Origin of the sequence: Sphingomonas oligophenolica, assembly GCF_039522915.1 — a bacterium.
GTDB lineage: Bacteria > Pseudomonadota > Alphaproteobacteria > Sphingomonadales > Sphingomonadaceae > Sphingomonas > Sphingomonas oligophenolica.
This window is the reverse complement of the sequence record NZ_BAAAEH010000035.1, coordinates 306,238-332,364: the sequence shown is the minus strand read 5'-3', so window position 1 is coordinate 332,364 and position 26,127 is coordinate 306,238. Positions and strand designations below refer to the sequence as shown.

At 64.9% G+C, this 26,127-nt stretch carries 30 protein-coding genes; 9 read left to right on the top strand and 21 right to left on the bottom strand.

All coding sequences use genetic code 11. The features are described from left to right. Positions 1–20 precede the first annotated feature (20 nt). From ABD050_RS17490 to petA, 6 genes are all read right to left on the bottom strand, one after another. The gene (locus ABD050_RS17490; RefSeq protein WP_343890771.1) at positions 21–587 is read right to left on the bottom strand and encodes a DUF5681 domain-containing protein; all 567 of its coding nucleotides are present in this window, start codon (positions 585–587) and stop codon (positions 21–23) included. Between the two features lie 240 nt (positions 588–827). After that, complete coding sequence (locus ABD050_RS17485; protein ID WP_343890770.1) at positions 828–1,262, bottom strand: hypothetical protein; 435 nt, start codon at positions 1,260–1,262, stop codon at positions 828–830. 27 nt (positions 1,263–1,289) lie between these two features. Beyond that, positions 1,290–1,862 (bottom strand): adenine phosphoribosyltransferase, encoded by a 573-nt coding sequence (locus tag ABD050_RS17480; protein WP_343890769.1) that lies wholly within the window; start codon positions 1,860–1,862, stop codon positions 1,290–1,292. After that, complete coding sequence (locus ABD050_RS17475; RefSeq protein ID WP_343890768.1) at positions 1,837–2,655, bottom strand: cytochrome c1; 819 nt, start codon at positions 2,653–2,655, stop codon at positions 1,837–1,839. The genes ABD050_RS17480 and ABD050_RS17475 overlap by 26 nt, the downstream gene beginning before the upstream one ends. Before the next feature lie 15 nt (positions 2,656–2,670). After that, positions 2,671–3,960, bottom strand: coding sequence for a cytochrome b (locus tag ABD050_RS17470; RefSeq protein ID WP_343890767.1), 1,290 nt, complete (start codon positions 3,958–3,960; stop codon positions 2,671–2,673). 12 nt (positions 3,961–3,972) lie between these two features. Beyond that, complete coding sequence (gene petA / locus ABD050_RS17465) at positions 3,973–4,554, bottom strand: ubiquinol-cytochrome c reductase iron-sulfur subunit (protein ID WP_343890766.1); 582 nt, start codon at positions 4,552–4,554, stop codon at positions 3,973–3,975. 203 nt (positions 4,555–4,757) lie between these two features. Between petA and ABD050_RS17460 the strand changes: the two genes are divergently transcribed. Genes ABD050_RS17460 through ABD050_RS17450 form a run of 3 tightly spaced genes read left to right on the top strand, consistent with a single transcriptional unit; the run spans position 4,758 to position 6,689 of the window. Further along, positions 4,758–5,207, top strand: a complete 450-nt coding sequence (locus tag ABD050_RS17460; protein WP_343890765.1) for a tRNA (cytidine(34)-2'-O)-methyltransferase — start codon at positions 4,758–4,760, stop codon at positions 5,205–5,207. Next, on the top strand, positions 5,204–6,073 hold the full coding sequence (hemF, locus tag ABD050_RS17455; protein WP_343890764.1) for an oxygen-dependent coproporphyrinogen oxidase: 870 nt from the start codon (positions 5,204–5,206) through the stop codon (positions 6,071–6,073). Before ABD050_RS17460 ends, hemF begins: the two co-directional genes overlap by 4 nt. 16 nt (positions 6,074–6,089) lie before the next feature. Further along, the gene (locus ABD050_RS17450; RefSeq protein WP_343890763.1) at positions 6,090–6,689 is read left to right on the top strand and encodes a GNAT family N-acetyltransferase; all 600 of its coding nucleotides are present in this window, start codon (positions 6,090–6,092) and stop codon (positions 6,687–6,689) included. Here the strand turns inward: ABD050_RS17450 and ABD050_RS17445 are convergent. Beyond that, the gene (locus tag ABD050_RS17445; RefSeq protein WP_343890762.1) at positions 6,656–7,420 is read right to left on the bottom strand and encodes a hypothetical protein; all 765 of its coding nucleotides are present in this window, start codon (positions 7,418–7,420) and stop codon (positions 6,656–6,658) included. The two genes, ABD050_RS17450 and ABD050_RS17445, sit on opposite strands and share 34 nt — an antisense overlap. Beyond that, on the bottom strand, positions 7,417–8,232 hold the full coding sequence (locus tag ABD050_RS17440) for a hypothetical protein (protein WP_343890761.1): 816 nt from the start codon (positions 8,230–8,232) through the stop codon (positions 7,417–7,419). The genes ABD050_RS17445 and ABD050_RS17440 overlap by 4 nt, the downstream gene beginning before the upstream one ends. Before the next feature lie 119 nt (positions 8,233–8,351). Here ABD050_RS17440 and lipB point away from each other — a divergent pair, with 119 nt between their 5' ends. From lipB to ABD050_RS17425, 3 genes are all read left to right on the top strand, one after another. After that, positions 8,352–9,032, top strand: a complete 681-nt coding sequence (lipB, locus tag ABD050_RS17435; RefSeq protein WP_343890760.1) for a lipoyl(octanoyl) transferase LipB — start codon at positions 8,352–8,354, stop codon at positions 9,030–9,032. Between the two features lie 88 nt (positions 9,033–9,120). After that, positions 9,121–9,372: a hypothetical protein gene (locus ABD050_RS17430; protein ID WP_343890759.1), complete on the top strand. Its 252-nt coding sequence runs from the start codon at positions 9,121–9,123 to the stop codon at positions 9,370–9,372. Positions 9,373–9,557: 185 nt separating this feature from the next. Further along, positions 9,558–10,253, top strand: a complete 696-nt coding sequence (locus tag ABD050_RS17425) for a hypothetical protein (RefSeq protein ID WP_343890758.1) — start codon at positions 9,558–9,560, stop codon at positions 10,251–10,253. Here the strand turns inward: ABD050_RS17425 and queE are convergent. From queE to ABD050_RS17385, 8 genes are all read right to left on the bottom strand, one after another. Next, positions 10,250–10,882: a 7-carboxy-7-deazaguanine synthase gene (gene queE / locus ABD050_RS17420; protein WP_343890757.1), complete on the bottom strand. Its 633-nt coding sequence runs from the start codon at positions 10,880–10,882 to the stop codon at positions 10,250–10,252. The genes ABD050_RS17425 and queE overlap by 4 nt on opposite strands. A gap of 10 nt (positions 10,883–10,892) precedes the next feature. Then, positions 10,893–11,582, bottom strand: a complete 690-nt coding sequence (queC, locus tag ABD050_RS17415) for a 7-cyano-7-deazaguanine synthase QueC (RefSeq protein ID WP_343890756.1) — start codon at positions 11,580–11,582, stop codon at positions 10,893–10,895. Positions 11,583–11,749: 167 nt separating this feature from the next. After that, entirely contained in the window at positions 11,750–12,184 is a 435-nt protein-coding gene (locus ABD050_RS17410; protein ID WP_343890755.1) for a DUF3617 domain-containing protein, read from the bottom strand. Positions 12,185–12,276: 92 nt separating this feature from the next. Continuing rightward, positions 12,277–13,224, bottom strand: a complete 948-nt coding sequence (gene hslO / locus ABD050_RS17405) for an Hsp33 family molecular chaperone HslO (RefSeq protein WP_425542474.1) — start codon at positions 13,222–13,224, stop codon at positions 12,277–12,279. A 108-nt stretch (positions 13,225–13,332) separates the two neighbouring features. Continuing rightward, positions 13,333–14,256, bottom strand: coding sequence for an ornithine carbamoyltransferase (argF, locus tag ABD050_RS17400; protein ID WP_343890894.1), 924 nt, complete (start codon positions 14,254–14,256; stop codon positions 13,333–13,335). 1 nt (position 14,257) lies between these two features. Next, positions 14,258–15,430, bottom strand: a complete 1,173-nt coding sequence (locus tag ABD050_RS17395) for an aspartate aminotransferase family protein (protein WP_425542480.1) — start codon at positions 15,428–15,430, stop codon at positions 14,258–14,260. A 679-nt stretch (positions 15,431–16,109) separates the two neighbouring features. Next, positions 16,110–17,513: a patatin-like phospholipase family protein gene (locus tag ABD050_RS17390; protein WP_343890752.1), complete on the bottom strand. Its 1,404-nt coding sequence runs from the start codon at positions 17,511–17,513 to the stop codon at positions 16,110–16,112. 157 nt (positions 17,514–17,670) lie between these two features. Beyond that, on the bottom strand, positions 17,671–18,522 hold the full coding sequence (locus ABD050_RS17385) for an ABC transporter permease (RefSeq protein ID WP_343890751.1): 852 nt from the start codon (positions 18,520–18,522) through the stop codon (positions 17,671–17,673). 64 nt (positions 18,523–18,586) lie between these two features. Here ABD050_RS17385 and ABD050_RS17380 point away from each other — a divergent pair, with 64 nt between their 5' ends. Continuing rightward, positions 18,587–19,279, top strand: coding sequence for a GcrA family cell cycle regulator (locus tag ABD050_RS17380; protein ID WP_343890750.1), 693 nt, complete (start codon positions 18,587–18,589; stop codon positions 19,277–19,279). 175 nt (positions 19,280–19,454) lie between these two features. Next, a complete protein-coding gene (parE, locus tag ABD050_RS17375) occupies positions 19,455–21,434 on the top strand; it encodes a DNA topoisomerase IV subunit B (protein WP_343890749.1) in 1,980 nt (659 codons plus the stop codon). Between the two features lie 9 nt (positions 21,435–21,443). Here the strand turns inward: parE and ABD050_RS17370 are convergent, their stop codons facing one another. Genes ABD050_RS17370 through ABD050_RS17350 form a run of 5 tightly spaced genes read right to left on the bottom strand, consistent with a single transcriptional unit; the run spans position 21,444 to position 24,689 of the window. After that, entirely contained in the window at positions 21,444–21,701 is a 258-nt protein-coding gene (locus ABD050_RS17370; RefSeq protein ID WP_343890748.1) for a hypothetical protein, read from the bottom strand. Further along, positions 21,698–22,231 (bottom strand): GNAT family N-acetyltransferase, encoded by a 534-nt coding sequence (locus ABD050_RS17365; protein WP_343890747.1) that lies wholly within the window; start codon positions 22,229–22,231, stop codon positions 21,698–21,700. Before ABD050_RS17365 ends, ABD050_RS17370 begins: the two co-directional genes overlap by 4 nt. After that, a complete protein-coding gene (locus tag ABD050_RS17360; RefSeq protein ID WP_343890746.1) occupies positions 22,228–23,019 on the bottom strand; it encodes a LysR family transcriptional regulator in 792 nt (263 codons plus the stop codon). Before ABD050_RS17360 ends, ABD050_RS17365 begins: the two co-directional genes overlap by 4 nt. Positions 23,020–23,067: 48 nt before the next feature. After that, positions 23,068–23,466, bottom strand: coding sequence for a Co2+/Mg2+ efflux protein ApaG (gene apaG / locus ABD050_RS17355; RefSeq protein ID WP_343890893.1), 399 nt, complete (start codon positions 23,464–23,466; stop codon positions 23,068–23,070). Between the two features lie 17 nt (positions 23,467–23,483). Next, complete coding sequence (locus tag ABD050_RS17350) at positions 23,484–24,689, bottom strand: trans-sulfuration enzyme family protein (protein WP_343890745.1); 1,206 nt, start codon at positions 24,687–24,689, stop codon at positions 23,484–23,486. Positions 24,690–24,781: 92 nt separating this feature from the next. Here ABD050_RS17350 and ABD050_RS17345 point away from each other — a divergent pair, with 92 nt between their 5' ends. Next, complete coding sequence (locus ABD050_RS17345; protein WP_343890744.1) at positions 24,782–26,068, top strand: phospholipid carrier-dependent glycosyltransferase; 1,287 nt, start codon at positions 24,782–24,784, stop codon at positions 26,066–26,068. Positions 26,069–26,127: the final 59 nt, after the last annotated feature.

Sequence of the window (26,127 nt, the reverse complement as noted above, 5' to 3'; positions counted from 1 at the left end):
CTCAAGACGGTGCGGCATCCTCACCCTTCCCCCACATCCCGAACCACCACCGTCCCCGACCTGGAATCCACGATGATGTCGTCGTCATAGGAGGCGCACACCGTCATCCCTCCATTCCTCTCGTCCCAGTCATGCTCGAGGCCGTCTCGTTCCAGCACATTGTAGAGCGCGATCTGCTCGCGCTTCTGCTGCGCCTCGGCCGCCTGGACGAGCTTCGTCCAGCGATGCTGCGCTGTCTGGTTGCCACTCATCGCGGCGGCGGCCATCGATCGGAACACGGCGCGGTGCGCCGATAGCGTGATCTCCTCATCCCCCTCGCGCACCGTTACCGGGCGATAGGCTTCCTCCAGAATCATCGTCCGGGTCGGCTCATGGGCACCCGGCAAGCGGTCGCCCGGTGCGCCCGTCGCCCGCCGCGGCCGGCCCGCCGGATTGCCCGACTGGCCTTTTCGAAAGCGATGCTCGGCCGGCGGATTGCCATATCCCGCTGCCCTCTTCCCGACGGGCGGCGATGCGGACTCGGCGCGATCCTTCCCGTCACGGTTCGATTCAATCGCGCTGGTCGATTCAACACGATACTCGGTCATGTCATGGCTCCGATCATGATTGGTCTCGCCACCTTCAAAGCCGATTTCGCTGGCCTGTTGAATCGGCCTTCGGGCGTTCAGGACGCGCGAATTCCCTGTTTCCTGCCCGGAATTTCCCTGTTCGCATCAACCGGAGGAAAGCAGAACTACCTGATTTCACTGAAATATCGTGTCGATCACGCGCCGGAATCGATCCAAAAAAAAAGAAAATTCCCTGTTGCGGCGGCGGAACAGGGAAATTCAGCTGCCTCGCCGCAGCCCGCCAGCAAGGGTACGGGCACCCCGGCAGACGTCAGGCCCGGAGCGGAGGCCGACTCGTACCTGCCGATCCGCGCCGAGCAAGCCCGCAAGCTGTGCCGGCATGGCCTGACCGAAGCCGATATCGCCGATTTCTTCGATGTGGCGCCCGCCACGATCGATCGCTGGCGTCGCGCGCATCCGGACTTCGCCCGGGCCCTCGCCCGAGGCAAGGCCGATGCCGAGAACCAGGTCGAGCGCTCGCTCTATCAGCGCGCCATCGGCTATGATCGTCAGGTGGTGAAAATCTTCACCCCGGCCTGGGCCGAGGAACCGATCCGCGTGCCCGTTCGGGAGCAGATACCGGCCGATGCGCGCGCCGCGATCAGGTGGCTGCGCGCGCGCTGTCCCGAGAAATGGGGCGCTCCATGCCGGCAAGCCCGCGACAAACCCCGCGCCGCGCCCTCAATGCCCCTCGAACGCGACCAGCGAGGTAACCTCGAGCCCATCCTCGCGGAGTGCATCGGCGCCGCCGAGCTCGGGCAGGTCCACGACGAACTGAACCTGGCTCACGATTGCCCCGGCCTTGCGCAGCAGCCGCACCGCGGCCCGGGCCGTGCCGCCGGTGGCGATGAGATCGTCGACCAGCAGCACGCGCGCGCCCGGCGCACAGGCGTCGGCGTGCATCGCGATCCGGTCAGTGCCATATTCGAGCGCGTAATCCTCGGCGATCGTCGCGCCGGGCAGCTTGCCGTCCTTGCGGATGAGCAGCACGCCGGCGTTCAGCGGCGCCGCCAGCGCCGCCGCGAACAGGAAGCCGCGCGCCTCGATCCCCGCGACAAGGTCGATCGGGCCGTTCACCGCCGCCGCCATGCGCTCGATACAGGCCGCAAAGCCCTCGGCATCGAGCAGCAGGGTCGTGATGTCGCGGAACATGATCCCCGGCTTCGGAAAGTCGGGGATCGTCCTGATCAGCGCCTTGAGATCGTCATTGGCGGAAACCGCCGGCCTCTCAGTGCTTAACGTCGCGCCAGACATTCTGATACGCTCCCCATGCCAGGAAGCAGAAGATCAGCAGGAAGATGCCGGCGGCAAAGCCCGCATCATGCCGCGTCTCGAGATTGGGCTCGGCGGTCCACACCAGGAAGGCGGTGACGTCCTTCGCCATCTGGTCGACCGTCGACTTGGTGCCATCGAGATAGGTGACCTGGCCGTCCTGGGTCAGCGGCGGCGGCATCGCGATGTTGAGGTTCGCGAAATAGGGATTGTAGTACAGCCCGTCAGGCGTCTTCGAATCCGGATATTTGGCGAGCAGCGCGGCCGGCTCCTTGGTGTAGCCGGTCAGCAGCGAGTGGACATAGGCAGGCCCTTCTTCGCGCGCCTTGGTGATCAGCGAGAGATCGGGCGGCGAACCGGTGCCGGGATAATAGACCTTGGGAAAATGGTCCGACGGCACGTTCGGCCGCTCGCCGCGATCGCCCGATTTGTCGTCGAAGGTCTGCGCCTTGAGCTGCCAGTCGGCAGCGAATTTCTTCACCTGCGCGTCGTTATAGCCAAGCTCCTTCAGGTCGCGGAAGGCGACATGGCTGAGCGAATGGCAGGCCGAGCAGACTTCCTTGTAGACCTGGAGCCCGCGCTGGAGCTGGCGCTTGTCGAACGTGCCGAAATAGCCGTTCGACTTGAGCTCGACCTCCTTGGGCGCAAGGTGGAAGTCATCGACTGCCGTTGCTTTGACCGGATCGGTGATCTGGCCCTTGATGCTGCCGAACAGGGCGATCGCAAGGACGAAGACGAATGCCGCGCCGATGGCCGAGGAAATAATGCGAATCATTGCCGTAATTGCCCCTTATTCGGCCGCGAGCGCGGTCTGCGCGGGAGAAGTGCCGCCATGTTTCGCCAGCACCGCCTCGGTGATCGAGTTGGGCAGCGGGCGCGGCCGCTCGGCGCGCGAGATCATCGGGATGATGATCAGGAAATGCGCGAAATAATAGGCCGCGCAGATCTGGCTCAGGATGACATAGGTCGGCGTCGCCGGCGACCCGCCGCACCAGCCGAGGATCAGGATGTCGACGACCAGGATCCAGAAGAAAGTGCGGTAGACCGGCCGGTAATTGGCCGAGCGCACCGGCGAGCTGTCGAGCCAGGGAAGGAAGAACAGCAGCAGGATCGAGCCGAACATCGCCAGCACGCCCCACAGCTTCGCCGGCAGGATGAAATCCGAGGTGAAGGCGCGCAGGATCGCGTAGAAGGGCCAGAAATACCATTCGGGCACGATATGCGCCGGCGTCGAGAGCGAATTGGCCGGGATATAATTGTCCGGATGGCCAAGCGAGTTCGGCGCGAAGAACACCAGCAGCGCGAAGATCAGCAGGAACACGCCGAGGCCGAAACCGTCCTTCGCCGTGTAATAGGGATGGAAGGGCACCGTATCCTGCTCGCCCTTCACCTCGACGCCGGTCGGGTTGTTCGAGCCCGGGATGTGGAGCGCCCAGATGTGCAGGATGATCACGGCGGCGATCACGAACGGCAGCAGATAGTGGAGCGAGAAGAAGCGGTTGAGGGCTGCCTCGCCCGGCGCATAGCCACCGAGCAGCCACACCCGGATGGTGTCGCCGACCAACGGTATCGCCGAGAAGAAGCCGGTGATCACCTGCGCGCCCCAGAAGCTCATCTGGCCCCAGGGCAGCACATAGCCCATGAACGCGGTCGCCATCATGAGGAGGAAGATGACCACGCCGAGCAGCCACACCATCTCGCGCGGCGCCTTGTAGGAGCCGTAGAACAGCCCGCGGAAGATGTGGATATAGACGACGATGAAGAACATCGACGCGCCGTTCGCGTGCGCATAGCGCAGGAACCAGCCGGCATTGACGTCGCGCATGATGTGCTCGACCGAGTCGAACGCGCCCGCGCCGGTCGCACCATAATGCATCGCAAGGACGATGCCCGTGATGATCTGGATGCCGAGCGCAGCGCCGGCGAGGACGCCGAAGTTCCAGAAATAATTGAGGTTGCGCGGCACCGGATAGCCGGCGCCGACCGCATTATAGACAAGACGCGGAAGCGGCAGCCGTTCGTCCATCCACTTCATCAGCGGATTCTTCGGCGCGTAGTGCTTGGCCCAGGGGAAGCTCATTTTCTAGGTTCCTCAGCCGACGGTGACCGTCGTGTCCGACGTGAATTTGTAATCGGGAACCGCAAGGTTCTTCGGCGCCGGACCCTTGCGGATGCGCGCTGCGGTATCATAGGCCGAGCCGTGGCACGGGCAGAAATAGCCGCCATAAGGCCCGCGATTCTCGCCCTCTCCGGCGCCCAGCGGCACGCAGCCGAGATGGGTGCAGACGCCGAGCGTGATCAGCCAGTTGGTGTGGCCGGCCTTGGTACGCTGGGCGAGCGTCTGCGGATCGCGCAGTTCGCTCAACGCAACGGCTTCCGCTTCGGCGATTTCAGCCGGCGTCAGGTTGCGAACGAAGAGCGGCTGGCCGCGGAACTTGGTCTTGATCGCCTGGCCGGGCGTGATCTTCGACAGATCGACCTCGGTGGTCGATTCAGCCAGCACGTCGGCGGACGGGTTCATCTGGTTGATCAGCGGCAGGACAACGACGGCGGCGCCGACGCCGATCCACGACACGGCCGCGATATTGATGAAATCGCGGCGGCGCGGATCATACTCCTCCTCGTAAGGAGCCGGGTCCTCCCCTGGCGGTACGGCGGTATCAACAATTGCCATTCACTTGCCCTTGCACTTCGTATCTCGGCCCAAGCACTTCGTATCTCAGCGAAGCCGACCAGGTGTTTGCGAGATGAAGCGCACGCCCTGCCGATCCGCCGTCCCCACGGAGGTTGGCGGCCTGATAGACGCGGGGGACCGCCTTTGCCAACTGCATTTTAGCCCTGTTGTTACAGAGCCGCCCAAGGCCCTATGCGAAGGACATGCGGATCGCCCTGTACCAGCCCGATATCGCCGGGAATGTCGGCACCATCCTGCGCCTCGCAGCGTGCCTCGGCGTGGGCGTCGACCTGATCGAACCGATGGGATTCGCATGGGGCGACCGGGCCCTTGTGCGGGCCGGGATGGACTATGCCGGCGCAGTCGAGGTGACCCGCCATGCCGATTGGGCTGCCTTCGAATCCGCCGCGGCCGCGCGAATCATCCTGCTGACGACACGCGGCGGGACGAGGCTGGACGCGGCGACCTTTCGCCAGGACGATATCCTGCTGCTGGGAAGCGAAGGAAGCGGCGTGCCGCCCGATGTCCATGCCCGCGCCGACATGGCGGTGAGAATTCCGCTCAGGCCGGGCTTCCGCTCCTTGAATGTCGCGGTTGCGGCGGGCATCGCGCTCGCCGAAGCATTGCGGCAAACAGCAGGATGGCCCGAATGATCAGTGCGAACGACAAGGTGACGCCGGACCTCGATTCCGAACAATCGGCGGCCCGGACCTGGTTCGAGCAGCTTCGCGACCTGATCTGCGCCGAGTTCGAGGCGATCGAGCGCGAGGCCGGATCTGACGCGCGATTCGCCTACACCCCCTGGGACCGCACCGACGCTGACGGATTGCCGAGCGGCGGCGGCGGCGTGCGGGGCGTGATGAAGGGCCGGGTATTCGAGAAGGTCGGGGTCAACGTCTCGACCGTCGGCGGGGCGCTCGAGGGCGAGTTCGCCAAATCGATCCACGGCGCCGGCGAGGATCCGCGCTTCTTTGCAACCGGCATCAGTCTGGTCGCGCACATGGCGAACCCGCATGTGCCGGCCGTCCACATGAACACCCGCTTCCTGGTCACTACCAGGAGATGGTTCGGCGGCGGCGCCGATCTCAACCCGCCTTTGCCCGTGGCTGAGGATACCGACGATTTCCACGCTACGCTGAAGGCGGCGTGCGACGCGCATGATCCGGCGCATTACCCACGCTTCAAGCAATGGGCCGACGATTATTTCTACATCCCCCACCGCAAGGTCCATCGCGGCGTCGGCGGCATCTTCTATGATCATCTCGAGGGCGATTTCGCCACGAACTTCGCCTTCACGCAGGATGTCGGCCGCGCCTTTCTCGATGCGTATCCGCGGATCGTGCGGCGGCGAATGGCCGAGCCCTTCACCGATGCCGACGTCGCGATTCAACGCGCCTGGCGTGGGCGCTATGCCGAGTTCAACCTCGTCTACGATCGCGGCACGTTGTTCGGGCTCAAGACGGGCGGCAACATCGATGCGATCCTGATGAGCCTTCCGCCGGTGGCAACATGGGAATGATCCGGGGGAAAATGGGATGGCTGGATTGATTCCGGTCCCGGCGAACGAGCTGGCGACGATCGTCACCACGCTCGAGATGCGCAATCGCCCGCCATTGCGTCCGATCCCGGCCGCGCGCCTGCGTCTCGTGGCCTGGCATCAGCCGACCCCGGAGAAATACCGCGTGCTGTTCCGGCGAATCGGCGCCCCCTGGCTGTGGTTCTCGCGGCTGGTGATGGACGATGCCGTCCTGTCGGGGATCATCCATGATCCGGCGGTCTCGATCTTCGCGGCGGTCGATGCGGGCGGCATGGAGGTCGGCATGCTGGAGCTCGACTTTCGCCGCGCCGGGGAATGCGCCCTTTCCTATTTCGGGCTCATTCCAGAGCTCGCCGGCCAGCGACTCGGCCGCTGGCTGATGGCGGAAGCGATGGCCCGCGCCTGGGCGAAGGGCGTTGAGCGGGTCTGGGTGAACACCTGCACACTCGATCACCCCTCGGCGCTCGGTTTCTACCGCGCCTCGGGCTTCACCGCTGTGTCGCGCACGATCGAGACCTTTCCCGATCCTCGCGTGATCGGCATCCTGCCGCCGGAGGCAGCGCCTCAGATTCCCTTGCTGGCGACAAGCCGCCGGTAGAGCGCGATCTGGATGAGGATCGTCGCGAGCGTGGCCAGGGACGCGGTCGCCGCGGCCATTGCGTCGAGCAGGGCCGCCGAGACGGGATTCGCCGTCGGCGCACCGTCAAGGACCCGTCCAAGCGCGACGAACGGCTCCGGGAGGAGCCGGCTGCCCAACAGCAGGGCGATGGCGATCCCGGCAAAGGCGAGACCATGGCCTCTGCTGAGCTCGATGCTCCTTTTGACCGAAGCCACCGCCCCGAGCGGCTGTTCGGCGACCATCGCCGCGCCCGCCAGCATCATCCGCCCGATCGCGTAGATCCCGGGTATGATCAGCAGAAAACCCACTGCAGGCACGGCAATCAGGGCAATCGGCAAGGAGGCGAGCACTGAAACCAGCAAATAGCGCAGCAACAGCCGCGACGCGGCCTGCAAGGCGTTTTTCAGGTCCGGCCGTCCGCTGCGCAAATACAACACGAAGATCAGGAGCGCACCGAAGGCGGCCCAAAGGATGCTCCCGACCAGGGCAAGCCCATAATCGGAGAGCCACTGGGCCATGAGGGGTGCCCAGACGCGGATTGCCTCCTCGTTCGAAACCCCGGCGGCCGGCACGGGTGGATCGGGGAGCAGCACCAGCACGGCGAATTGCGGCAGGAACAGGAAGAAACCGGCGACCGCCAGCAGGAGATCACGGTCACGCTTCCACATCCGCCAGGCATCGGCGAGCACGCCCGCCACATCGAGGTTCATGCCGAGTCGACGATCGCCTCGCGCGCGTCGCGCACCGCCAGGTAGAGCTTGGCAGTGAACGCCGCCGCGAGCACCGCAAAGGCGGTCAGGACGACGCTCTCCAGGATCGAGGCCAGCACCGATCCGAGCGTCACCGGCCCGTCACCGCCCGCGATCATCCCGAAGACCGCGCCGAAGACGAACTTCGCGGCGAGAACCGATACCGACCAGATAATGAGATAGAGAAGGATCACCCCGATGATCTTCCACTGTACCGGGCGAGTGAGCTTGAACGATCGCCCGATCGCACCGAGCCCTCGGCGCTCCATGATGACCGTCGGCGTCACGAGCAGCAGCCGCGCCGCGAGCCATGCCAGCAGGCAGGCGAAAATCAGGAGATACAGGCCGAGGAACGCGTTGACGCCCGGCGGCAGTTCAGCCTTGCCGCCTGCCACCGCCGCCTGGAAGTCGAATCCGGAGAGCGCGAGCGCAATCCCGAATGGCAGCATGAGCACGAAGACGCCGATCAGCAGGACCAGCGAAATCCCGATCACCGGCAGCAACCGGCGATTGGCCGCTGCGGTGGCGCTTGCCCGACCGCCGGCCGCATCGAGTGCCAGCGCCATGATCGCCAGCTGCCCCCAGAGCGAGACGATCGAAAGGACGAACGACACGAGCTGGAAGCCCATCGCCGCCGATCCGCCCATTTTCGTCAAGGGGCCGAGGCTCTGCGAAATCGAGACCGGCACGAAGATGGCGAGGAGCGCCAGAGGCAGGATCGCGGAAAGATTGTCGCTCAGAAACTCGGTCGCGCGATCCCAAACCGTCCCCATGCTAACCATAGCCGTCCCCGCATTCGTCGGCGCCACCGGGCGTCACCTTACTGATAGCGCAGCTTTTTGGCCCACGCCAATGCTTGTGTCATTCGGGGCACTCACGCAATGGAGCTGCGATGTCCATTTCCACTGACGATATCGAATGGCGCGTCGAACCGACGCCGGTCGCCTATGACGAGGCGATTGCCGCCATGGAAGCCCGCGCGGCGGCAGTGACCGCGGGCGCGGCGCGCGAGCTGGTGTGGCTGCTCGAGCATCCACCCGTCTATACCGGCGGCACCAGTGCCGATCCGGCCGAGCTGCTCGATCCGCGCTTCCCGGTCTTCAAGGCCGGCCGCGGCGGGCGCTACACCTATCATGGCCCCGGCCAGCGCATCGTCTATCTCGTGCTCGACCTGAACAGGCGCGGACGCGACGTGCGGCATTTCGTCCATTCGCTCGAAGGCTGGGTGATCGCCGCCCTCGCCCAGATCGGGATCGAGGCCTTCCGCGCGCCGGGGCGGATCGGGATCTGGACGATGGCGCCGCGTGCCGATGGCGGCATGGAAGAGGCCAAGATCGGTGCGATCGGGGTGCGGGTGCGGCGCTGGGTGACGCTGCACGGCTTTTCGGTGAACCTCGCCCCGGACCTGACCCATTTCGGCGGAATCGTACCTTGCGGCCTCGCGGAATTCCCCGTCACCAGTGCTGCGGCACTCGGCAAGGCGTCGGATTTTGCAACTTTTGACGCCGCACTGGCGTTAGCGTTCCCTGCGTTCCTCGAAACTCTTTCTTGTCCCCGGCAAAACGAGGCTTGAGGGGCGTCCGATATCAGACTAATGTCCACTACGGTTTGGGTATTAAGGTCTCGAGACCATCCAGATCCACTATCTAGGGAGCTTTCCAATGCGTGCATTCATTTCCAAGGCTGTTGCGGGTTCGATGATCGCCGGCGCAGCGCTGATGATCTCGGCTTGCCAGCCGAAGACCGAGACGACCACCAACGACACGACCGTCACCGAGATGGGCAACGAAACCTCCGAGACGATGTCGGACAACATGACCTCGACCGACGCGGCGACGATGGACAATGGCGCGATGGCCAACGACACCATGACCGTCACCAACACCACGACGACCACCACCAACACGCACTGATCGCCCTTTCGGGTTTGATCGTGTGAAGGGCCGTCCGGCAAACCGGGCGGCCCTTTCGATTCAACCTGTCCCGTTTTCGATTCAACTCGCCGCGAAATACTGTACTGATAACGGGCACAGTATGGGGATGGCCTGGGAAAAGGGCTTGGGTTGAATGTCGAAAGGCCCTAACTCTCCTTGCGAGCATGAAGAAGGTAAAGACAGTGTTGCGTTTCATCATGGCGTTTGCCGCCGCTACGGTTGCGTTCTCCGCATCCCCTGCTTCCGCCCAGTTCTTCCTTGTCCAGCGCGACATGCGCGGCGAGACGGTCCGTGGCGGCGAGGCCGGTCTCGGCATGGAATTGCCCGGCGCGACCGAAGCCGAGCTGCGCGCGGCGCTGGTCTGGAACATGCGCGCCGCGCTCAACGTCGCCGCGCTGCAATGCCAGTTCGAAACGACATTGCTCACCCAGCCCAATTACAACGTCATCCTGCTCAATCACAAAGATGAGCTGCAAAAATCCTATGACGTGCTGACCAAATATTTTCTCCGGGTGAACAAGACCGCAAAGGCCGGCCAGAACGCGCTCGACCAGTTCGGCACGCGGACCTATTCGAGCTTCACGACCGTCTCGGCTCAATATGGCTTTTGCCAGACCGCGGCGCTGATCATGCACGACGCTATCTTCGCGCCGCGTGGATCCTTCTACAAGATCGCGGAAGACCGTACCCGCGAACTGCGCAACAGCCTTCAGCCGGCCGGCGAGCAGCGCCAGCCGCGCGGCATCCTGTACGCGCGACAAGCTGGCATGCTGCCGCGTTTCGACGATCTCTGCTGGAACAAGAAGGGCAGCTGGGTCACCAAGAAGTGCGGCCCCTTCCAGCTGGCGCCGCGCTCTTAACGCAAGCCGAGCGCCTTGTGGGCCTGGAGCGTCAGGCGCCATTTCGGGCGGAACATTACGAAGTCTATCGCCGCCGCCTGGTTCGCGACCGCTGAAGCATCGTCCATCGGCTGGACGAGGAAATGGGTGAAGTCCCAGCCCTCGATCGCCTCCAGGTCAGTGCCGGGCTGCGGCCAGACCAGCTTCAGCTCATCGCCCGATCGCTGCACGACAGCACTGCCCGCCTTGGGGCTGACGCACACCCAATCAATGCCGGGATGCACAGCCACGGTGCCGTTGGTCTCGATCGCGATCGTGAAATCCGCCGCGTGAAGCGCATCGACCAGCGCATCGTCGACCTGTAGCATCGGCTCGCCACCGGTCAGGACAGCGAAGCGCTCGTCACGCCCCCATCCCCAATGGTCGGCCGCAGCGGCGGCGAGCGCAGCGGCATCGGCGAACTTGCCTCCGCCGGCGCCGTCGGTGCCGACGAAATCGGTGTCGCAGAAACGGCAGACCGCCGTCGCGCGATCCTGTTCGCGGCCCGACCAGAGGTTGCAGCCGGTAAAACGCACGAACACGGCGCGGCGCCCGGCATTCACTCCTTCGCCCTGCAGCGTGAGGAACATCTCCTTGACGGCGTAGCTCATGGTCGGCGCCTCAGGCTGACAGCGCGTAATGCGTCGGATCGACCAGGCCGGCTTCCTCGAACCCCTTTATGCGCAGGCGGCAGCTGTCGCACAGGCCGCAATGCAGCCCGCCGGGGGCCGGATCATAGCAGGACCAGCTGATCGCGGCATCGAGGCCAAGCCGGTCAGCCTCCCGGACGATATCCGCCTTGGTCATGTTCTGGAGCGGCGCGTGAATGCGAAACGGCGCGCCCTCCACCCCCGCCTTGGTGGCCAGTTCGGCCAATCCCTCGAACGCGGCGATGAATTCAGGGCGGCAATCGGGATAGCCCGAATAGTCGAGCGCGTTGACGCCGATATAGAGGTCGCGTGCACCGGCCGCTTCGGCCCAGCCGAGCGCGAGGCTGAGGAAAATGGTGTTGCGGGCAGGAACATAGGTGACCGGGATGCCGTCGCTCGGCCCGTCTTTCGGCACCGCGATATCCGCGGTCAGCGCCGACCCGCCAAAGACCGAGAGATCGAGCGGCAGGACAATGTGCCGTTCGGCACCGAGCAGCTTGGCAATGCGCCGTGCTGCGGCAAGCTCGAGCCGATGGCGCTGGTTATAGTCGATCGAAAGCGCGAGCAGGCGGTGCCCGTCCTCGCGCGCGCGCGCTGCTGCCACCATTGAATCGAGGCCGCCCGACACAAGGGCGACCGCAAGGGTCGTTTCAACTGTCATGATCGAACCGACGTAGAAGCTGGGCGGTGGAATCGCAATGCCAGCGTCCCGACAAAAAAACGGGCCGCCCGAAGGCGACCCAGTGATGCTCCTCAGAGCGAATTAGGGAGAAAATATGCCCAAGAACGGCACCGCCTTCAGATACTATAGGCAAGGTAAATAGCACGTTAATGGGCGGCGACGGACTTCGCTCCGCAATCGCCGATGCGCCGCCCCTCATAATCCATGTCGAACGGCGCGCCGGACGCGATACCCTGAGTCTGAACGCGTAAAAGTCTCGGCGTCTCGATGGCGATCGTGGTTCGGCCATGGCCGGCACCCCGACAAGTGTAATGGACGGTCGCCCCCTCGGGCGAGTCGGCGATCACGAAACGGGAGCATTGCGCGCCGACATGGCCGAGCTGGAGCAGGATGGCGGGATCGGAGATGCAGAGCGACCGCGCCACCGCGCTCGCGCCCGGCTCCTTCAGCTGCCATTGGCCAGCTTCGACACGGGTCAGTGCCGCCAGCCCCGGCGCGCGCGCCGGTGCGGCAGCGGCAAGTCCTCCGGCCAGCAACAAGCCGAAGACCGCGATGCGCCCTGATCGTCGATGAAAAGTCATGTGAAACCCCGCTCGCAAACCAGCGCCCTATAGGCATCAAGCAAGCGACCCCTCGACCATGTGGGGCAGATGCCTCCATTTTTCAATATTGTTCAGGAGACGTAATGATCCGCCACGGGGACCGGAAACTTGCGCGCGCAAAAGGCACAGTCGACGACGATCATCCCGTCCTTGTCGGCCATCGCGCGCTGATCCTCGGGCGGAAACTTCGCCAGCACCGAGGCGATATAGTCGGGCGAGCAGCGGCAGCCGCGTGCCAGGAGAATTCCGGGGAGAAGCCTGACCTCGTCCTCCTCGTTGAACAGGCGCCAGATCAGCGATTCGAGCGGCAATGCCCTGTCTGCGAGCTCGTCCGCTCCCATCGTCGCGCCGAGCAACGCGACATGCTCCCATTCGGGGTGGTCGAGCCGGGTGTGGAGACGTTCCCGGCCGTCCTCACCCTCGGGCAGGTGCTGGAGAAACAGGCCGCCCGAGACATGCGTTCCATCCTCGCCCCGCGCGACACCGAGACGGACCAGGGTCGGGATTTGTTCGGACTGGACGAAATAGCTCTGCGCAGCGTCGGCGAGCGTGGTGCCGTCAAGCGGGACGATGCCCTGATACCGCTCCCCCGTCGCCGCCTGATCGAAGGTAATGGCGAGGTAACCGGTGCCGAACAGCGCGAACAGGGTCGGCGATGTCGGCGCGGCGGCGAGCGCCTCCTCGTCATACTGGATATAGCCGCGCAACTCGCCGCCGCGATAATCGCAGACGAGCAGTTTCACGACGCCGTTCTCCGTCTGGGTCTGCAGCGTGAGCTGGCCGCCCGCGTCCTTGAGGGTCGATCCGATCAGGGCGGTCAGCGTCAGCGCCTCCGCCAGCAATGCCTCGATCGGCGGCGGATAAGCATGAGCCGCGAGAATCTCGTCGAGCACCGGTCCGAGCCGCACCACCCGGCCGCGGGCATGGCGCGCGGGAATGGTGAAGCCGAGTGCACGGTCCAGGTCCAGTTCTTCAGTCACGAGATATCCTTTGCCGTTCCCGCGAGAGCGAGATTTCATCGCCCGCGCGCCGCCGCCTCCGCAACGGAGCGATCAGCCGCCGGTGACGAGATGGGTCCCGCTTTCGCGAGGACGACAATAGATAGGATGAGGCGGCTCAGCCGCAACTCAACCGATCTGCCCGAAGCACCAGCGCAGGATGGCTTTCTGCGCATGGAGCCGGTTCTCGGCCTCCTGCCAGATCAGCGATTGCGGGCCGTCGATCACCGCGGAGACCACTTCCTCCTCGCGGTGCGCGGGCAGGCAATGGAGGAATTTCGCATCGGGCTTCGCCGCCGCCATGAGCGCCTCGGTCACCTGATAGGGCATCATCGCGGCGAGCTTGGTCTCGGCATGGAGCTGGCCCATCGAGATCCAGGTGTCGGTAACGACAATATCCGCGCCCTCGACCGCCTCGCGCGGATCGCCGACGACACGCGCGCGCCCGCTGGCACGAACGATCGCCTCTTCCTCGGGCTGGAAGCCTTGCGGGCAGGCGGCGACGACGTCGAACTGCATCAGGCTCGCCGCTTCGACGATCGATGCGAGTACATTGTTGCCGTCTCCCAGCCACGCGACCTTTAGGCCCGGAAGACTCTTGCCGCTCTCGATGATCGTCAGCAGGTCCGCGACAATCTGGCAGGGATGCGACGCATCGGTGAGGCCATTGATGACCGGTACCGAGGCATAGGCCGCCATCTCCTCGACCTTGGCGTGATCGTCGGTCCGGATCATGATCGCGTCGCAATAGCCCGACAGCACGCGTGCGGTATCCGCCACGGTCTCGCCGCGGCCGAGCTGGGTAGTCCCGGCATCGAGAACGATCGAGCTGCCACCCAGCTGGCGGATTGCCATGTCGAACGACACCCGGGTTCGAGTCGAGTTCTTCTCGAACACCATCGCCAGCGCGTGACCCGCGAGCGGCGCGTCCGCATCTGGCTTGCCCTTGGGCCAGCCGGCGCGGGCCGCCTTGCGATCGAGCGCATCCGCCAGCATCGCGGCGATGCCGTCAGCGCCCGCATCGGACAGGTCAAGAAAGTGGCGCACGCCCATTTCAGTCATCGGAGGCGGGCACATAGACCCGCGCCGCCTCGCTCAGTTTCTCGATGCACTCAGCGATATGACTCTCGTCGATCACCAGCGGCGGCAATATGCGAACGACATTTTCGCCGGCCGCGACCGTCAACAAGCCATGATTGTCGCGGCAATGCGCAACGAAGCGCCGGCTATCGGACTTGAGCTTGATGCCGAGCATCAGCCCCTTGCCACGGACACTTTCGAAGAGATGATCGTGATTGGGAATCATCTGCTCGAGCCCCGACCGCAGCCGCTCGCCCATCGCGGTAACGTTTTCGAGAAAGCCCGGCTCGAGCAGCACATCGAGCACCGCCTCGCCAGCGGCCATGGCAAGCGGATTGCCGCCATAGGTGGAGCCGTGCGTGCCGATCACCATGCCCTTGGCCGCTTCTTCGGTCGCGAGACAGGCGCCGAGCGGGAAACCGCCGCCGATACCCTTGGCAAGGGCGGCGATATCGGGCGTCACGCCATAATGCTCATGCGCGAGCATCTTGCCGGTGCGGCCATAACCGGCCTGGACCTCGTCGAGCACCAGCAACAGGCCATGCTCGTCACAGGCCTTGCGCAGCCCCTTCATGAACGCGTCGCTCGCCGGTCTGATCCCGCCCTCGCCCTGGATCGGCTCGACCAGAAAACCGGCGGTGTTGTCGTCGATCAGCGCGAGCGCGCCTTCGAGATCGTTGAACTTCGCATAGGCGAAGCCCGGCAGCAGCGGCTCGAAGCCGTCACGCATCTTCGACTGGTTGGTGGCGCTGATCGTACCCAGCGTACGGCCATGAAAGGCGGTGTCGAAGGTAATCAGCGTGTGCCGCTGCGGATTGCCATTGGCATAATGATAGCGCCGCGCAGTCTTGATCGCGCATTCGACCGCCTCGGCACCGGAATTGGTGAAGAAGACGGTGTCGGCAAAGGTCGCATCGATGAGCCGCTGCGCGAAATGCTCGCCCTGCGGCGAGCCGTAGAGATTCGACACATGCATCAGCGTGGCGGCCTGGTCGGCGATCGCCTTGACCAGCTTCGGATGGCCATGGCCAAGTGCGTTGACTGCGATGCCGCTGGCGAAATCGAGATAGCGCTCGCCCTGTTCGCCGATCAGATAGCAGCCCTCGCCTCGCACAGGCCGAACCCCGCAACGGGGATAGACTGGCATGAGCGGGGTGATAGGCACAGGGCTGCTCCTCAAACAAAAAAGGCGGCCCGTGCAGGGCCGCCGGAGGGCGCATTTACTTGGGGTGATGGGGGAGCGTCAACACCGCGTGGATTCGGGGCGGATTCCGGATCGTTTCGCGCCGATCCGGGTTGAACGAACAGGGAGAGACGCGATGCCGGCGATACTCGAAAACTGGCAAGCTACTGCACTTGGGCTCCCAAAATCAGCCCACCGCCGGGCGCTCCCGACAAGAAGGTGGAGTGCGCGTGCCGGGTGCCGGGTGCCGCCGTCGTGGCTTCGCTACCGGGCTGACAAGTCGGTTCGGGGGCGTCACGGGACGAGGAATGCTGCTGGATGCCCTTTACGGAGACCCTATCAGACATTGAGGGAGGCGGAGGTAGCCTGAACTATGCCCCCGGTATCAGGGAATTTCTTTTTTTTCTCGATGCATTATCAGGTCTATTTATCTGCCTTTACAAGTACTTGAACGGCTTTCTGTTAGTTTTACCGACCCGGTATCAGGGAATAACAGGGAATTAACAGGGAAATACGGAGCGCAGGCCGTACTGGTAGCGCGCTGCGCAAAGCATTCAATTGCCGACAGTGAGAAGGAGCGGTTCGGGCTTCTGAGCGTCCCGTCGCACCATAGGCCACAATCCGCGAGGCGGTTGAATCGACTTCAGGGACGAGTTGCGGGCGCCTGCGCTTCAACGATCCTGCGGTTCCACGCCTCCGCGACGCCGCGCGTCCTGCCATAGTCCGAGAGGCAGGACATGTAATTTGGATGGAATTCGAGCGGCTTCTGGAGTTCGTCGATCGCGGTCCATTGGGCGCAGCTCTTGCCATTGAAGACATGCGCGTCGGGATCCTCGGATCCCGGCGGCAGGCCTTCATTGCTGATAAAGGCCATGCTGAGCCCGCCATGCTGAATGCCGTAATTCTCGGCGCTCGCCACGGAGAAGCGATAGACTTGGTTCTCGAGCAACGAGACGGCGCGCGCGCCCGCGGTGAGCGACGACCATTTGTCGACCGGCTTGCCGTCCTGCAGCCAGGGCCCGCTATAGAGCACGCCGTTGACGATCACCGTGACCTGCGCATCCTTTGCGGCGGCGCTGCCCAGCGCCCCTTCGATCTGCTGCAGAAAGACGCCGAAGCGGGCACCACCGTCCATATACATGTTGGTGCGGATCGCGCCTGCGTCGGCGATCGAGAGTGATACCGGATAGGCCGAGGGCGGCACCGACGAGGAAGCGACCAGCGCCTGGACATAGCAATCCTGGAGCGTGCCGGTCTTGCCGGACCAGGCCGGCGTGTCGATCCGCGAGGCAAGCTCGGTCATGTCGATTGCGTAACCCTGGCCGTCATCGAGATTGACGACGCCGACGAACAGCTTGCGATGCGCCGCATCTTCCTCCGCGATCTGGTGCAGGGTCTCGGGCGATAGCAGCGCCTTGAGGCGCGCCTCGAGCGGCCCGAAGGTCGCCAGCGCCCCCTTGCTGAGGCCGCCGATGATCCCGCCTGGGACGGGCGTGGCAACGTCGCCTTCCTTTGCGATCGAATAGGCAAGGGCGAGATCGCCGGTATTGGACACCCCCGGCTTGATCGTGCCGGCGAGCGGACCATCGACCCATTCATAGGTGCGATCCTTCGCCACCGGGCTGTTGGCGAGAAACAGGAAGGTGCTGATCAGCGATCCAGTGCTGATCCCGGTGACGACGTCGTAGCGCGGGACCTGCTTCATGCCGTAGAAGAACCCGGCACCGAAGGCGCCATGCTGGCTGCCGCCGCTCAGCACGAGGAGCTGCGGGGCTGGCGCCGGTGCCGGCGTTCGCTCCTCGGTCGTCGGGCCACCGCGCCGCGGCGGCGCGGCCCGGCTGAGAATATCCCTGGCCAGTTCAGCCGCGAAATCATTCGCGCCCGGCGCGATGTCGGCGCCGAGCATTACCTTGGGATGGCCCGAGTCGACCTTGAGCGGCAGCGCCCGATAGGCGCAGGCCGCGATCGATGACGGGCGGGGCTGCATGCAGCCGCCCAACGCCAGCCCGAGCAGCGCGACGCTGATAGCGGCACGAATTCGACCCATTTTTGCCTCCACCTAAAAAGGTGAGGCAGCAGGGTAAGCGCTCGCCAGCCGCCCGCAATCGGAGACGTAACCGAAATGCCGCCAAATCCGGGCGGCAGCAAGCACGACGCATCGGGTCGCCGATGGAATGGCTTTCGGGGTTATGCGATCGCCAGGCTCAGCTCTTGATCTTCCAGCCGCTGCGAAGAAGCGAATAGCAGAGCACGCCCAGCGCGATGTCGATGACGAGGATGATGATCCCACCCGGCAGCACCGGTGAATCGGCCGTACCGAGAAAGCCGTAACGAAATCCGGAGATCACGTAGAAGAACGGGTTCACATGGCTGAAGATGCGGAAAGCCGGCGCCAGCTTGTCGACTGAATAGAAGGTGCCCGAGAGCAGCGTTAGCGGTGCGATGAAGAAATTCTGTACCGCGGCGGCATGATCGAACTTCTCGGCCCAGACCGATGTCAGGATGCCGATCAGCGCAAGCATGATCGCCCCGAAAAAGCCGAACCAGAGGATCGCGATCGGGTGGATCGGCACGATATGCACGCCCGGCCAGAGCAGCATCGCCAGGAACACCGCGCTGCCGACGCAAAAGGCGCGCGTCACCGCACCGCCGATCATCGCCGCGAGCAATTCAGTCGTGGAGAGTGGTGGCATCAGATAATCGACGATCGTGCCCTGGATCTTGCCGACCAGCAGCGAAAAGCTCGCATTGGCGAAGCTGTTCTGCAGCATTCCCATCACGATCAGCCCCGGCGCGATGAAATCGGCGAAGGGCACGTCGACCCCGCCGACATGAACCGGGCGTTTTCCGCCGGTCGCGACAGTGAAAATCACCAGAAACAACAAGGTTGTGATCGATGGCGCCCATATCGTCTGCAGCTGCACCTTGAAGAACCGGCGCACCTCCTTGATATAGAGGGTTCGAAGACCGCCCCAATTGACGTTCCGAATCACTGGGACGCCGGGGGCGTTCACAACCGCCGACTGGATTTCGCCGATTGGGGGCTGGCTGCTCATCGCAGACGCGCTAATAGCTGCCGCCGCCGCCCGCAACCCGGCATGAGACGAATAGGGAAATTGAATGTCCTGGACCGACGAGCGTATCGATACGCTGAGAAAGATGTGGGAAGCTGGCCAGACGGCGAGCCAGATCGCCGAGGAACTGGGCGGCGTGAGTCGCAACGCAGTGATCGGCAAGGCGCATCGCCTCGGCCTGCAATCGCGCCCGTCACCGGTGAAGCCGAACGAGCCCGATGCCAAGGCCGCCGCACCCGAGCCGAAGCCGACACCCGCTCCGATCGCGAAGGCGCCCGAGCGCATCGTGCCGCCCGTGATCGTCGCATCGGTCACTGAGGTCGAAATCGAGATCGAAATCGTGGAAGAGGAGGTCGACGAGAGCGAGACTGAAGTCGTCGCCGCGCCCCCTCCCCCGCCGCAGCCGATCATGCGCTCGGTCGGCCCCGGCGGCTTCCTCCGCCAGGCCCCCGGCGAGCAGCAGGCGCCGATCACGCCGGCACCGCCGCGCCGTCTCGTTCCGGCCAAGCCCTCGCCTGAGATGGCCGGCAAGACGACCCTGCTCGATCTCAACGACAAGATCTGCAAATGGCCGCTCGGCCACCCCGGCGAGCCCGATTTTCACTTCTGCGGCGAGAAGGTTAACCCAGGCTTCCCGTACTGCGTCGCGCATTGCGGCCATGCCTATCAGGCACAGCTGCCGCGCCGCGACCGCCGCCCGCCGCCGCCGCTGCCATTCGGCGGGCCGCGGGTTCGGTGACCTGCTTTCCCTCTCCCAGCGGGAGAGGGAGGGGCCCATCGCGCAGCGATGGGAGGGTGAGGGCGACGGTTACGGCTTAATCACCCTCATCCGGTGCTTCGCGCCACCTTCTCCCGATGGGAGAAGGAATCAGCAGCGCTTGCCTCGCTGACTCCTCGGACCCTATAGCTTTCCCATGGCCGAAGACCTTTTCGCTAGCGCACCCAAGACCTCCACCGATTACGACGCCTCCTCGATCGAGGTGCTTGAGGGGCTCGAGCCCGTCCGACGGCGGCCCGGCATGTATGTCGGCGGCACCGACGAGCGCGCGCTGCACCACCTCGCCGCTGAAGTGCTCGACAACGCGATGGACGAGGCGGTTGCCGGCCACGCGACGCGGATCGAGGTGACGCTCGAGCCGGGCAACCGGCTGACGGTCGTCGACAATGGCCGCGGCATCCCGGTCGATCCGCATCCGAAGTTTCCGGGCAAGTCGGCGCTCGAAGTGATCATGTCGACGCTGCATTCGGGCGGCAAGTTCGAGGGCAAGGCCTATGCGACGGCGGGCGGCCTGCACGGCGTCGGCGTGAGCGTCGTGAATGCGCTATCCTCCGAGACGACGATCGAGGTCGCGCGCAACCGTGAGCTGTTCCGCCAGCGCTTCTCGCGCGGCGTCACGCTCGGCCCGCTCGAATCGCTGGGCGGCACGCCCAACCGGCGCGGCACCTCGGTCAGCTTCGTCCCCGACGACCAGATTTTCGGGCCCGAGCTACATTTCAAACCGGCCCGGCTCTACAAGCTCGCGCGCTCCAAGGCCTATCTGTTCGCTGGCGTCGAGATCCGCTGGAAATGCGCAGCCGAACTGATCAGCGACGATACGCCGCCCGAGGCGGTGTTCCAGTTCCCCGGCGGGCTTGCCGACCATCTGCGCGAGCAGGTCAACGGCCGCGAGTGCGCGACGGCGGATTTCTTCACCGGCAACCAGGACTTCGCCGACGGCAAGGGCCGGGTCGAATGGGCGGTCGCCTGGCCTTTATGGAGCGACGGCTCGTACAGCTGGTATTGCAACACCATCCCGACTCCCGATGGCGGCACCCATGAGGCCGGGCTCCGCGCCGCGCTGGTCAAGGGCATTCGCGGCTTCGGCGAGCTGGTCGGGCAGAAAAAGGCCAAGGAGATTGCGGCCGAAGATGTCATGACCGGCAGCGAGCTGATGCTCTCGGTCTTCATCCGCGACCCGCAATTCCAGAGCCAGACCAAGGACCGGCTGACCTCGCCAGAGGCGGCCGTGCTGGTCGAAAAGGCGATGCGCGACCATTTCGACCATTTCCTCAGCAACAATATGGAGCGCGGCAAGGCGCTGCTCGGCTATGTGCTCGAGCGGATGGACGAGCGCCTGCGCCGCAAGCAGGAGCGAGAGGTCAAGCGCAAGACGGCGACCTCAGCGCGGAAGCTGCGGCTGCCCGGCAAGCTCACCGACTGTTCGGCGGATGACCCGGCAGGCACCGAGATCTTCATCGTCGAAGGCGATTCGGCCGGCGGCTCGGCCAAGCAGGCACGCGACCGCAAGACCCAGGCGATCCTGCCGATCCGCGGCAAGATCCTCAACGTCGCCTCGGCAACCTCGGCCAAGATCCTGGCCAATCAGGAAATCGCCGACCTGATCCAGGCGCTCGGCTGCGGCACCCGCAAGGACTGTATTCCCGACAATCTGCGCTATGAGCGGATCGTCATCATGACTGACGCCGATGTCGACGGCGCGCATATCGCCACCTTGCTGATGACCTTCTTCTTCCAGGAAATGCCCGAGTTGGTCAGGCGGGGGCATCTCTATCTCGCCCAGCCGCCGCTCTATCGGCTGACGGCCGGCACCAAGAGCCTGTACGCGATGGACGACGCGCACCGCGCCGCGATCGAGGCCAACGAGTTCAAGGGCAAGAAGGTCGACGTCGCGCGGTTCAAGGGGCTCGGCGAGATGAACCCGATGCAGCTCCGCGAAACCACGATGGATCCGAAGACACGGGGCATGCTGCGCATCACCCTGCCGCAGGAATATGAGGAGCGTGCCGTGGTGAAGGACCTGGTCGACCGGCTGATGGGCAACAACCCGGCCCACCGTTTCGCCTTCATCCAGGAAAATGCGGCGCGGATGGACGAGGCGGCGATCGACGCCTGACCTCCCGTATCAACCGCGCATGCGGGCCTGGTGGTAGCGGGTGCGAAGGACGATGCCGGCGACCATGTTGAGCATGCCGAAACCGAGCGCGGCGATCGGAATGACGATGGGCAAATCGGGAAACCATTGCCGGCGGATCAACGCAAGCGCGACACCGAGCAGCGCGAAGCTGATCCCCGTGTAGCGGATCGGGCGAGCGACTCCCTGCAGTTCGCGGCGATAGGCGGCGCGCTGGGCAGGATCGTTGAGGTCGGGCGGCTGGATCATTGCGCCTTCCATTCGGAGGCGAGCACGCCCCAGATGAAGCTGTCGCGCACCCCCATATGCGTTTCCCATTCGGCGCGCAGCCGGCCTTCCAGCGTGAAGCCGAGGCTTTCGAGCAACCGGTTCGATGCCGCATTCTCGGGATCGGTATCGGCAAAGACGCGCCGCTTGCCGTGCGCGAAGAGATAGGTGACGAGCCCCGCCACTGCCTCGCGGGCAATGCCGCTGCCCCAGGCGGCGCGCTCGAGCAGATAGCCGATCTCGGTGACGCCGCCCTGGCGCTTCTCGCCCGCCGCGAGATAACCGATCGCGCGATCGTCGCCCTTGCGGGTGATCGCCCAGGCGCGCCAGCCGGCGGATTGGTCGCCGGGCATGAAATTCTCGCGGACCTCGTCGATCGAGGTGAAGGGCGCGCGCGACCACCAGGTCATGAGCTCGGGGTCGGACAGAGACGGGTAAAGCGACTCCGCGTCATCCAGGGTCCGCGGACGCAAGCGCAGCCGCTCGGTCTCGATGACCGGCGTGTCGGTCACGCCGTCAGCGCGTCGACCAGCGCGCGGACCTTCTTCTGCCGCCACTGCGGAAGCGGCGCGACGAGCCAGTAACCGAGCGCCGAGGGGCGCGCCTCGCCGACGCGGACGACTCGGCCAGACGCGATATCGGCGGCGGCGAGGAGTTCGGGGATGGTCGCGCGGCCAAGGCCTTCAGCGGCTGCATCGAGCGCGAGGCCGGCATCGCCGACGCGGACAAGCGACACCGAATCGTCATTGAGGCAGCCGGGCCAGGAGATTCGCGTGTCGATTCCACCGCCGGGCCGCTCGACCGTGACCATGCCCTCGGATTCGAGCGCCTCGCCCTCATGCTCGCCGGGGCCATTGCCCCAGCGGATCGCGAGGTCGAGATTGGCCTCGGTGAAATCGATATCCTCATCGGCAGAGACCAGAGCGAAGCGGAGCTCACCGTCGCTGCGCGCGATTTCGGCGAGGCGCGGCATCAGCCATTTCTCGGTAAGGTCGCGCGGCGCGGCAATGGTCAGCGATTTTGAGGTCTGGCCGGCCTGCATGGCGCGGACGGCTTCCTCGAACTGGAGGAAGCCCTGGCGGAGCGCGACAAGGCCCGCTTCGCCCTCGGGGGTGAGCTCAAGGCCCTTGGTGGTGCGGCGGAACAGGACGACGCCGAGCGTGTCCTCGAGCGCGCGGATCTGCTGGCCGACCGCGGCGGGGGTGACGGCGAGTTCGTCGGCGGCGCGGGTGAAGGACAGGTGCCGCGCGGCTGCATCGAGAACCCGCATGCCGTTGAGAGGAAGGTGGGTGCGTTTCATCTTACTCCCCTCCCGCAAGCGGGAGGGGGACCATGAGGGCGAACATCCTCATACCCCTACCGCCGGCGCCACGAGCGCGAATTTGGGGATCTCGACATCGAAGGCCGAGCCGTCCTCGCCGAGCATGTGATAGCTGCCCTGCATATGGCCGGTGGGCGTCGCGAGCGGGCAGCCCGAGACATAGTCGAAGCTCGCGCCTGGCTGGATCATCGGCTGCTCGCCGACAACGCCCTCGCCCTCGACCGAATGGCGCGCGCCACGGCCGTCAGTGATGATCCAGTGCCGGGTGAGGAGCTGGACCGACATCGGCCCCTCATTCTCGATCCGGATATGATAGGCCCAGAACCAGCGGCCGCGACGCGGCTCCGACTGTTCGGGGAGATAGGAGACCGACACCCGGACGATCACGCCGCGCGTCTCGGCCATGTTGGGGAACAGGCCCGCCATGCTGGGCGAGATCGCCTTCATAGTCCCACCGCCCGAAGCGCGCCATCGAGATCCTCGATGACGTCCTGCGGATCCTCGAGGCCGACATTGAGGCGGAGCATGCCCTCGTTGACCCCCATTTCGAGCCTCTTTTCCTCGGCGACGCCGGCATGGGTAGTGGAGGCGGGGTGAGTCATCAGCGAGCGCGAATCACCGATATTGTTCGAGATGTCCACCAGCTGAAGCGCGTCGAGCAGGCCATGCGCCTGTTTGCGGTCTTCAACCTCGAAGGCGAAGATCGGGCCGCACGCATCCATCTGCACCATGGCGAGATTGTGCTGCGGGTGGCTGGCAAGGCCGGGATGAAGGATGCGCGGCACACGCCCTTCGAGGAAGGTGCCGACCTTCAGGCTGTTTTCGCTCTGGCGGCGGATGCGCAGATCGAGCGTCTCCATGCCCTTGAGCACGACCCAGGCGTTGAACGCGCTCAGCGTCGGCCCGGTGTTGCGGGTGAAGGGCAGCAGCGTGTTGGTGATGAAATCCTCGGTGCCGCACACGGCGCCGGCGAGCACCCTGCCCTGCCCGTCCATCATCTTGGTCGCTGAATAGGCGGTGACGTCGGCGCCGAATTCCATCGGCCGCTGCAGCGCCGGCGTGGCGAAGGCGTTGTCGACCACGCTGGTGATACCGCGCGCGCGCGCGATGTCGCAAACCGCTTTCAGATCAACCACATCCATCGTCGGATTGGCAGGCGTTTCGAAGAAGAAGAGCTTGGTATCGGGGCGCGCGGCATCCTCGAATTGCTGCGGGTCGCGGGCATCGACGATGGTCACGCCGATGCCGAATTTCGGGAGCAGCGTATCAGTCAGCCAGCGGCACGAGCCGAAGGCGGCGCGGCCCGCGACGATATGGTCGCCGGTCTGGAGCTGGCAGAGCAGCACCGCGGTCATCGCCGCCATGCCGGTCGCCATGGTGCGGCAGGCCTCTGCGCCTTCGAGCAGGGCGATGCGCTCCTCGAGCATCTGGACGGTCGGGTTCTGGAGGCGCGAATAGGTCATGCCGACCTGCTCGCCGGCGAAGCGCGCGGCTGCGTCGCCGGCGCAATCATAGGCATAGCCCGAGGTGAGGAAGATCGCCTCCGACGTCTCGCCCCATTCGGAGCGCGCGGTGCCGCCGCGGACCGCCTGGGTCGCGGGGCGCCAGTGAGTGGTGATCGAGCGGTCCTGTCCGGTGCGGCGTTTCATGCGAAACGCTTTGCCGGGAGGGGTTGGGGTGCGTCAATGGTTTCCGGGACGACGGCCTTGAAAGCGCCGGGATGAAATGGGATTGCCGGGTCATGCCCGACACGGCCCCCCGCCCCATCCGCGCCGCCGTGCTCCTCGGACTCGCTGCGCAGGCGCTGTTCACGCTGCGCCTCGCAACGCCGCACAAATTGATGTTCGACGAGGTGCATTATGTGCCCGCCGCCCGCGTGCTGCTGAAGCTGAGCGGGCCGGTGAATATCGAGCACCCCTTGCTCGCCAAGGAGCTGATCGCGCTCGGCATCACGATCTTCGGTGACAACAGCTTCGGCTGGCGGATTCTCTCCACCTTCGCCGGCACTGCGACCGTGCTCGGGATCTTCGCGATCCTGTGGATGCTGTTCGGGCGAACCCGGACAGCAGTGATGGGCGCGCTGTTCGTGCTGCTCAACATCACCGTGTTCATCCAGGCGCGGATCGCGATGCTCGACGGCTTCATGGCCGCCTTTGTCGTGACCGGGATTGCGGCGCTGCTGTGGGCGATGCGGAGCACCCCCGGCAAGGCATGGCAGCGCTGGCTGCTCGGCAGCGTCCTGCTTGGGCTCGGCGTCGCCTGCAAATGGGTGGCGGCACCTTACATCGCTTATGCGGGCATCGCCTTTCTCGCGATTCGGTTGCGCGACGCGCGGGCCCGTAATCGATCGGTCTATGCGGCGCTCAATCCGGGCGACCAGATTTTCTGGCCCGGGATGCCGGCGATCCATGCGCTGCTTGCGCTCGGCGTGGTGAGTATCGCGGCCTATTGCCTGACCTTCCTCCCCGCGTTCTTCTACGCGGTGCAGCCGATGACGGTTCACGGCTTCGTCCGCTTCCAGAGGGAGATGTACGCGGCGCAGACCGAGATATTGCCCCCGCATACCTATCAATCGGGCTGGCGGACCTGGCCGCTGATGATCAGGCCGATCTGGTATCTCTATGAGCCGGTCGACGGCGCGGTCCGCGGGGTGCTGATGATCGGCAATCCGGCGATCCTGTGGGGCGGGCTGATCGCGGTGGCCGCCTGCCTCCTCGCCTGGGTGCGCGAGGGATCGATGAAACTGCTCGCGGTCGTGCTGCTCTGGGCCGGCTCCTGGGCGATGTGGGCGCTGATCCCTAAATCGATCGGCTTCTTCTATTATTACTATTTGCCGAGCATCTTCCTCGCGCTGCCGCTTGCCGCCGCGTTCGACCGGTTCGGAACGGGCAAATACCGGCATTGGGAGGAGGGATTCCTGATTCTGGCCTTCGGGCTGTTCGTTTATTTCTACCCGATCATTTCCGCGGTCGCGCTCAATGACCCGCAAGATTTCCGGTACTGGATGTGGTTCCCGACCTGGCCTTGAGGCTGCAGCGACAATGGTCGAACCGCGATAATGCGGAACGTCTTCGAATATTCTATGGC

What these genes read in the sequence shown, in the direction of transcription:
- ABD050_RS17490 (WP_343890771.1), bottom strand. Translation starts at nt 587, where the DNA reads ATGACCGAGTATCGTGTTGAATCGACCAGCGCGATTGAATCGAACCGT.
- ABD050_RS17480 (WP_343890769.1), bottom strand. Translation starts at nt 1,862, where the DNA reads ATGTCTGGCGCGACGTTAAGCACTGAGAGGCCGGCGGTTTCCGCCAAT.
- ABD050_RS17475 (WP_343890768.1), bottom strand. Translation starts at nt 2,655, where the DNA reads ATGATTCGCATTATTTCCTCGGCCATCGGCGCGGCATTCGTCTTCGTC.
- ABD050_RS17470 (WP_343890767.1), bottom strand. Translation starts at nt 3,960, where the DNA reads ATGAGCTTCCCCTGGGCCAAGCACTACGCGCCGAAGAATCCGCTGATG.
- petA (WP_343890766.1), bottom strand. Translation starts at nt 4,554, where the DNA reads ATGGCAATTGTTGATACCGCCGTACCGCCAGGGGAGGACCCGGCTCCT.
- ABD050_RS17460 (WP_343890765.1), top strand. Translation starts at nt 4,758, where the DNA reads ATGCGGATCGCCCTGTACCAGCCCGATATCGCCGGGAATGTCGGCACC.
- hemF (WP_343890764.1), top strand. Translation starts at nt 5,204, where the DNA reads ATGATCAGTGCGAACGACAAGGTGACGCCGGACCTCGATTCCGAACAA.
- ABD050_RS17450 (WP_343890763.1), top strand. Translation starts at nt 6,090, where the DNA reads ATGGCTGGATTGATTCCGGTCCCGGCGAACGAGCTGGCGACGATCGTC.
- ABD050_RS17445 (WP_343890762.1), bottom strand. Translation starts at nt 7,420, where the DNA reads ATGAACCTCGATGTGGCGGGCGTGCTCGCCGATGCCTGGCGGATGTGG.
- ABD050_RS17440 (WP_343890761.1), bottom strand. Translation starts at nt 8,232, where the DNA reads ATGGGGACGGTTTGGGATCGCGCGACCGAGTTTCTGAGCGACAATCTT.
- lipB (WP_343890760.1), top strand. Translation starts at nt 8,352, where the DNA reads ATGTCCATTTCCACTGACGATATCGAATGGCGCGTCGAACCGACGCCG.
- ABD050_RS17430 (WP_343890759.1), top strand. Translation starts at nt 9,121, where the DNA reads ATGCGTGCATTCATTTCCAAGGCTGTTGCGGGTTCGATGATCGCCGGC.
- ABD050_RS17425 (WP_343890758.1), top strand. Translation starts at nt 9,558, where the DNA reads ATGAAGAAGGTAAAGACAGTGTTGCGTTTCATCATGGCGTTTGCCGCC.
- queE (WP_343890757.1), bottom strand. Translation starts at nt 10,882, where the DNA reads ATGAGCTACGCCGTCAAGGAGATGTTCCTCACGCTGCAGGGCGAAGGA.
- queC (WP_343890756.1), bottom strand. Translation starts at nt 11,582, where the DNA reads ATGACAGTTGAAACGACCCTTGCGGTCGCCCTTGTGTCGGGCGGCCTC.
- ABD050_RS17410 (WP_343890755.1), bottom strand. Translation starts at nt 12,184, where the DNA reads ATGACTTTTCATCGACGATCAGGGCGCATCGCGGTCTTCGGCTTGTTG.
- hslO (WP_425542474.1), bottom strand. Translation starts at nt 13,224, where the DNA reads ATGAAATCTCGCTCTCGCGGGAACGGCAAAGGATATCTCGTGACTGAA.
- argF (WP_343890894.1), bottom strand. Translation starts at nt 14,256, where the DNA reads ATGGGCGTGCGCCACTTTCTTGACCTGTCCGATGCGGGCGCTGACGGC.
- ABD050_RS17395 (WP_425542480.1), bottom strand. Translation starts at nt 15,430, where the DNA reads ATGCCAGTCTATCCCCGTTGCGGGGTTCGGCCTGTGCGAGGCGAGGGC.
- ABD050_RS17390 (WP_343890752.1), bottom strand. Translation starts at nt 17,513, where the DNA reads ATGGGTCGAATTCGTGCCGCTATCAGCGTCGCGCTGCTCGGGCTGGCG.
- ABD050_RS17385 (WP_343890751.1), bottom strand. Translation starts at nt 18,522, where the DNA reads ATGAGCAGCCAGCCCCCAATCGGCGAAATCCAGTCGGCGGTTGTGAAC.
- ABD050_RS17380 (WP_343890750.1), top strand. Translation starts at nt 18,587, where the DNA reads ATGTCCTGGACCGACGAGCGTATCGATACGCTGAGAAAGATGTGGGAA.
- parE (WP_343890749.1), top strand. Translation starts at nt 19,455, where the DNA reads ATGGCCGAAGACCTTTTCGCTAGCGCACCCAAGACCTCCACCGATTAC.
- ABD050_RS17370 (WP_343890748.1), bottom strand. Translation starts at nt 21,701, where the DNA reads ATGATCCAGCCGCCCGACCTCAACGATCCTGCCCAGCGCGCCGCCTAT.
- ABD050_RS17360 (WP_343890746.1), bottom strand. Translation starts at nt 23,019, where the DNA reads ATGAAACGCACCCACCTTCCTCTCAACGGCATGCGGGTTCTCGATGCA.
- apaG (WP_343890893.1), bottom strand. Translation starts at nt 23,466, where the DNA reads ATGGCGGGCCTGTTCCCCAACATGGCCGAGACGCGCGGCGTGATCGTC.
- ABD050_RS17350 (WP_343890745.1), bottom strand. Translation starts at nt 24,689, where the DNA reads ATGAAACGCCGCACCGGACAGGACCGCTCGATCACCACTCACTGGCGC.
- ABD050_RS17345 (WP_343890744.1), top strand. Translation starts at nt 24,782, where the DNA reads ATGCCCGACACGGCCCCCCGCCCCATCCGCGCCGCCGTGCTCCTCGGA.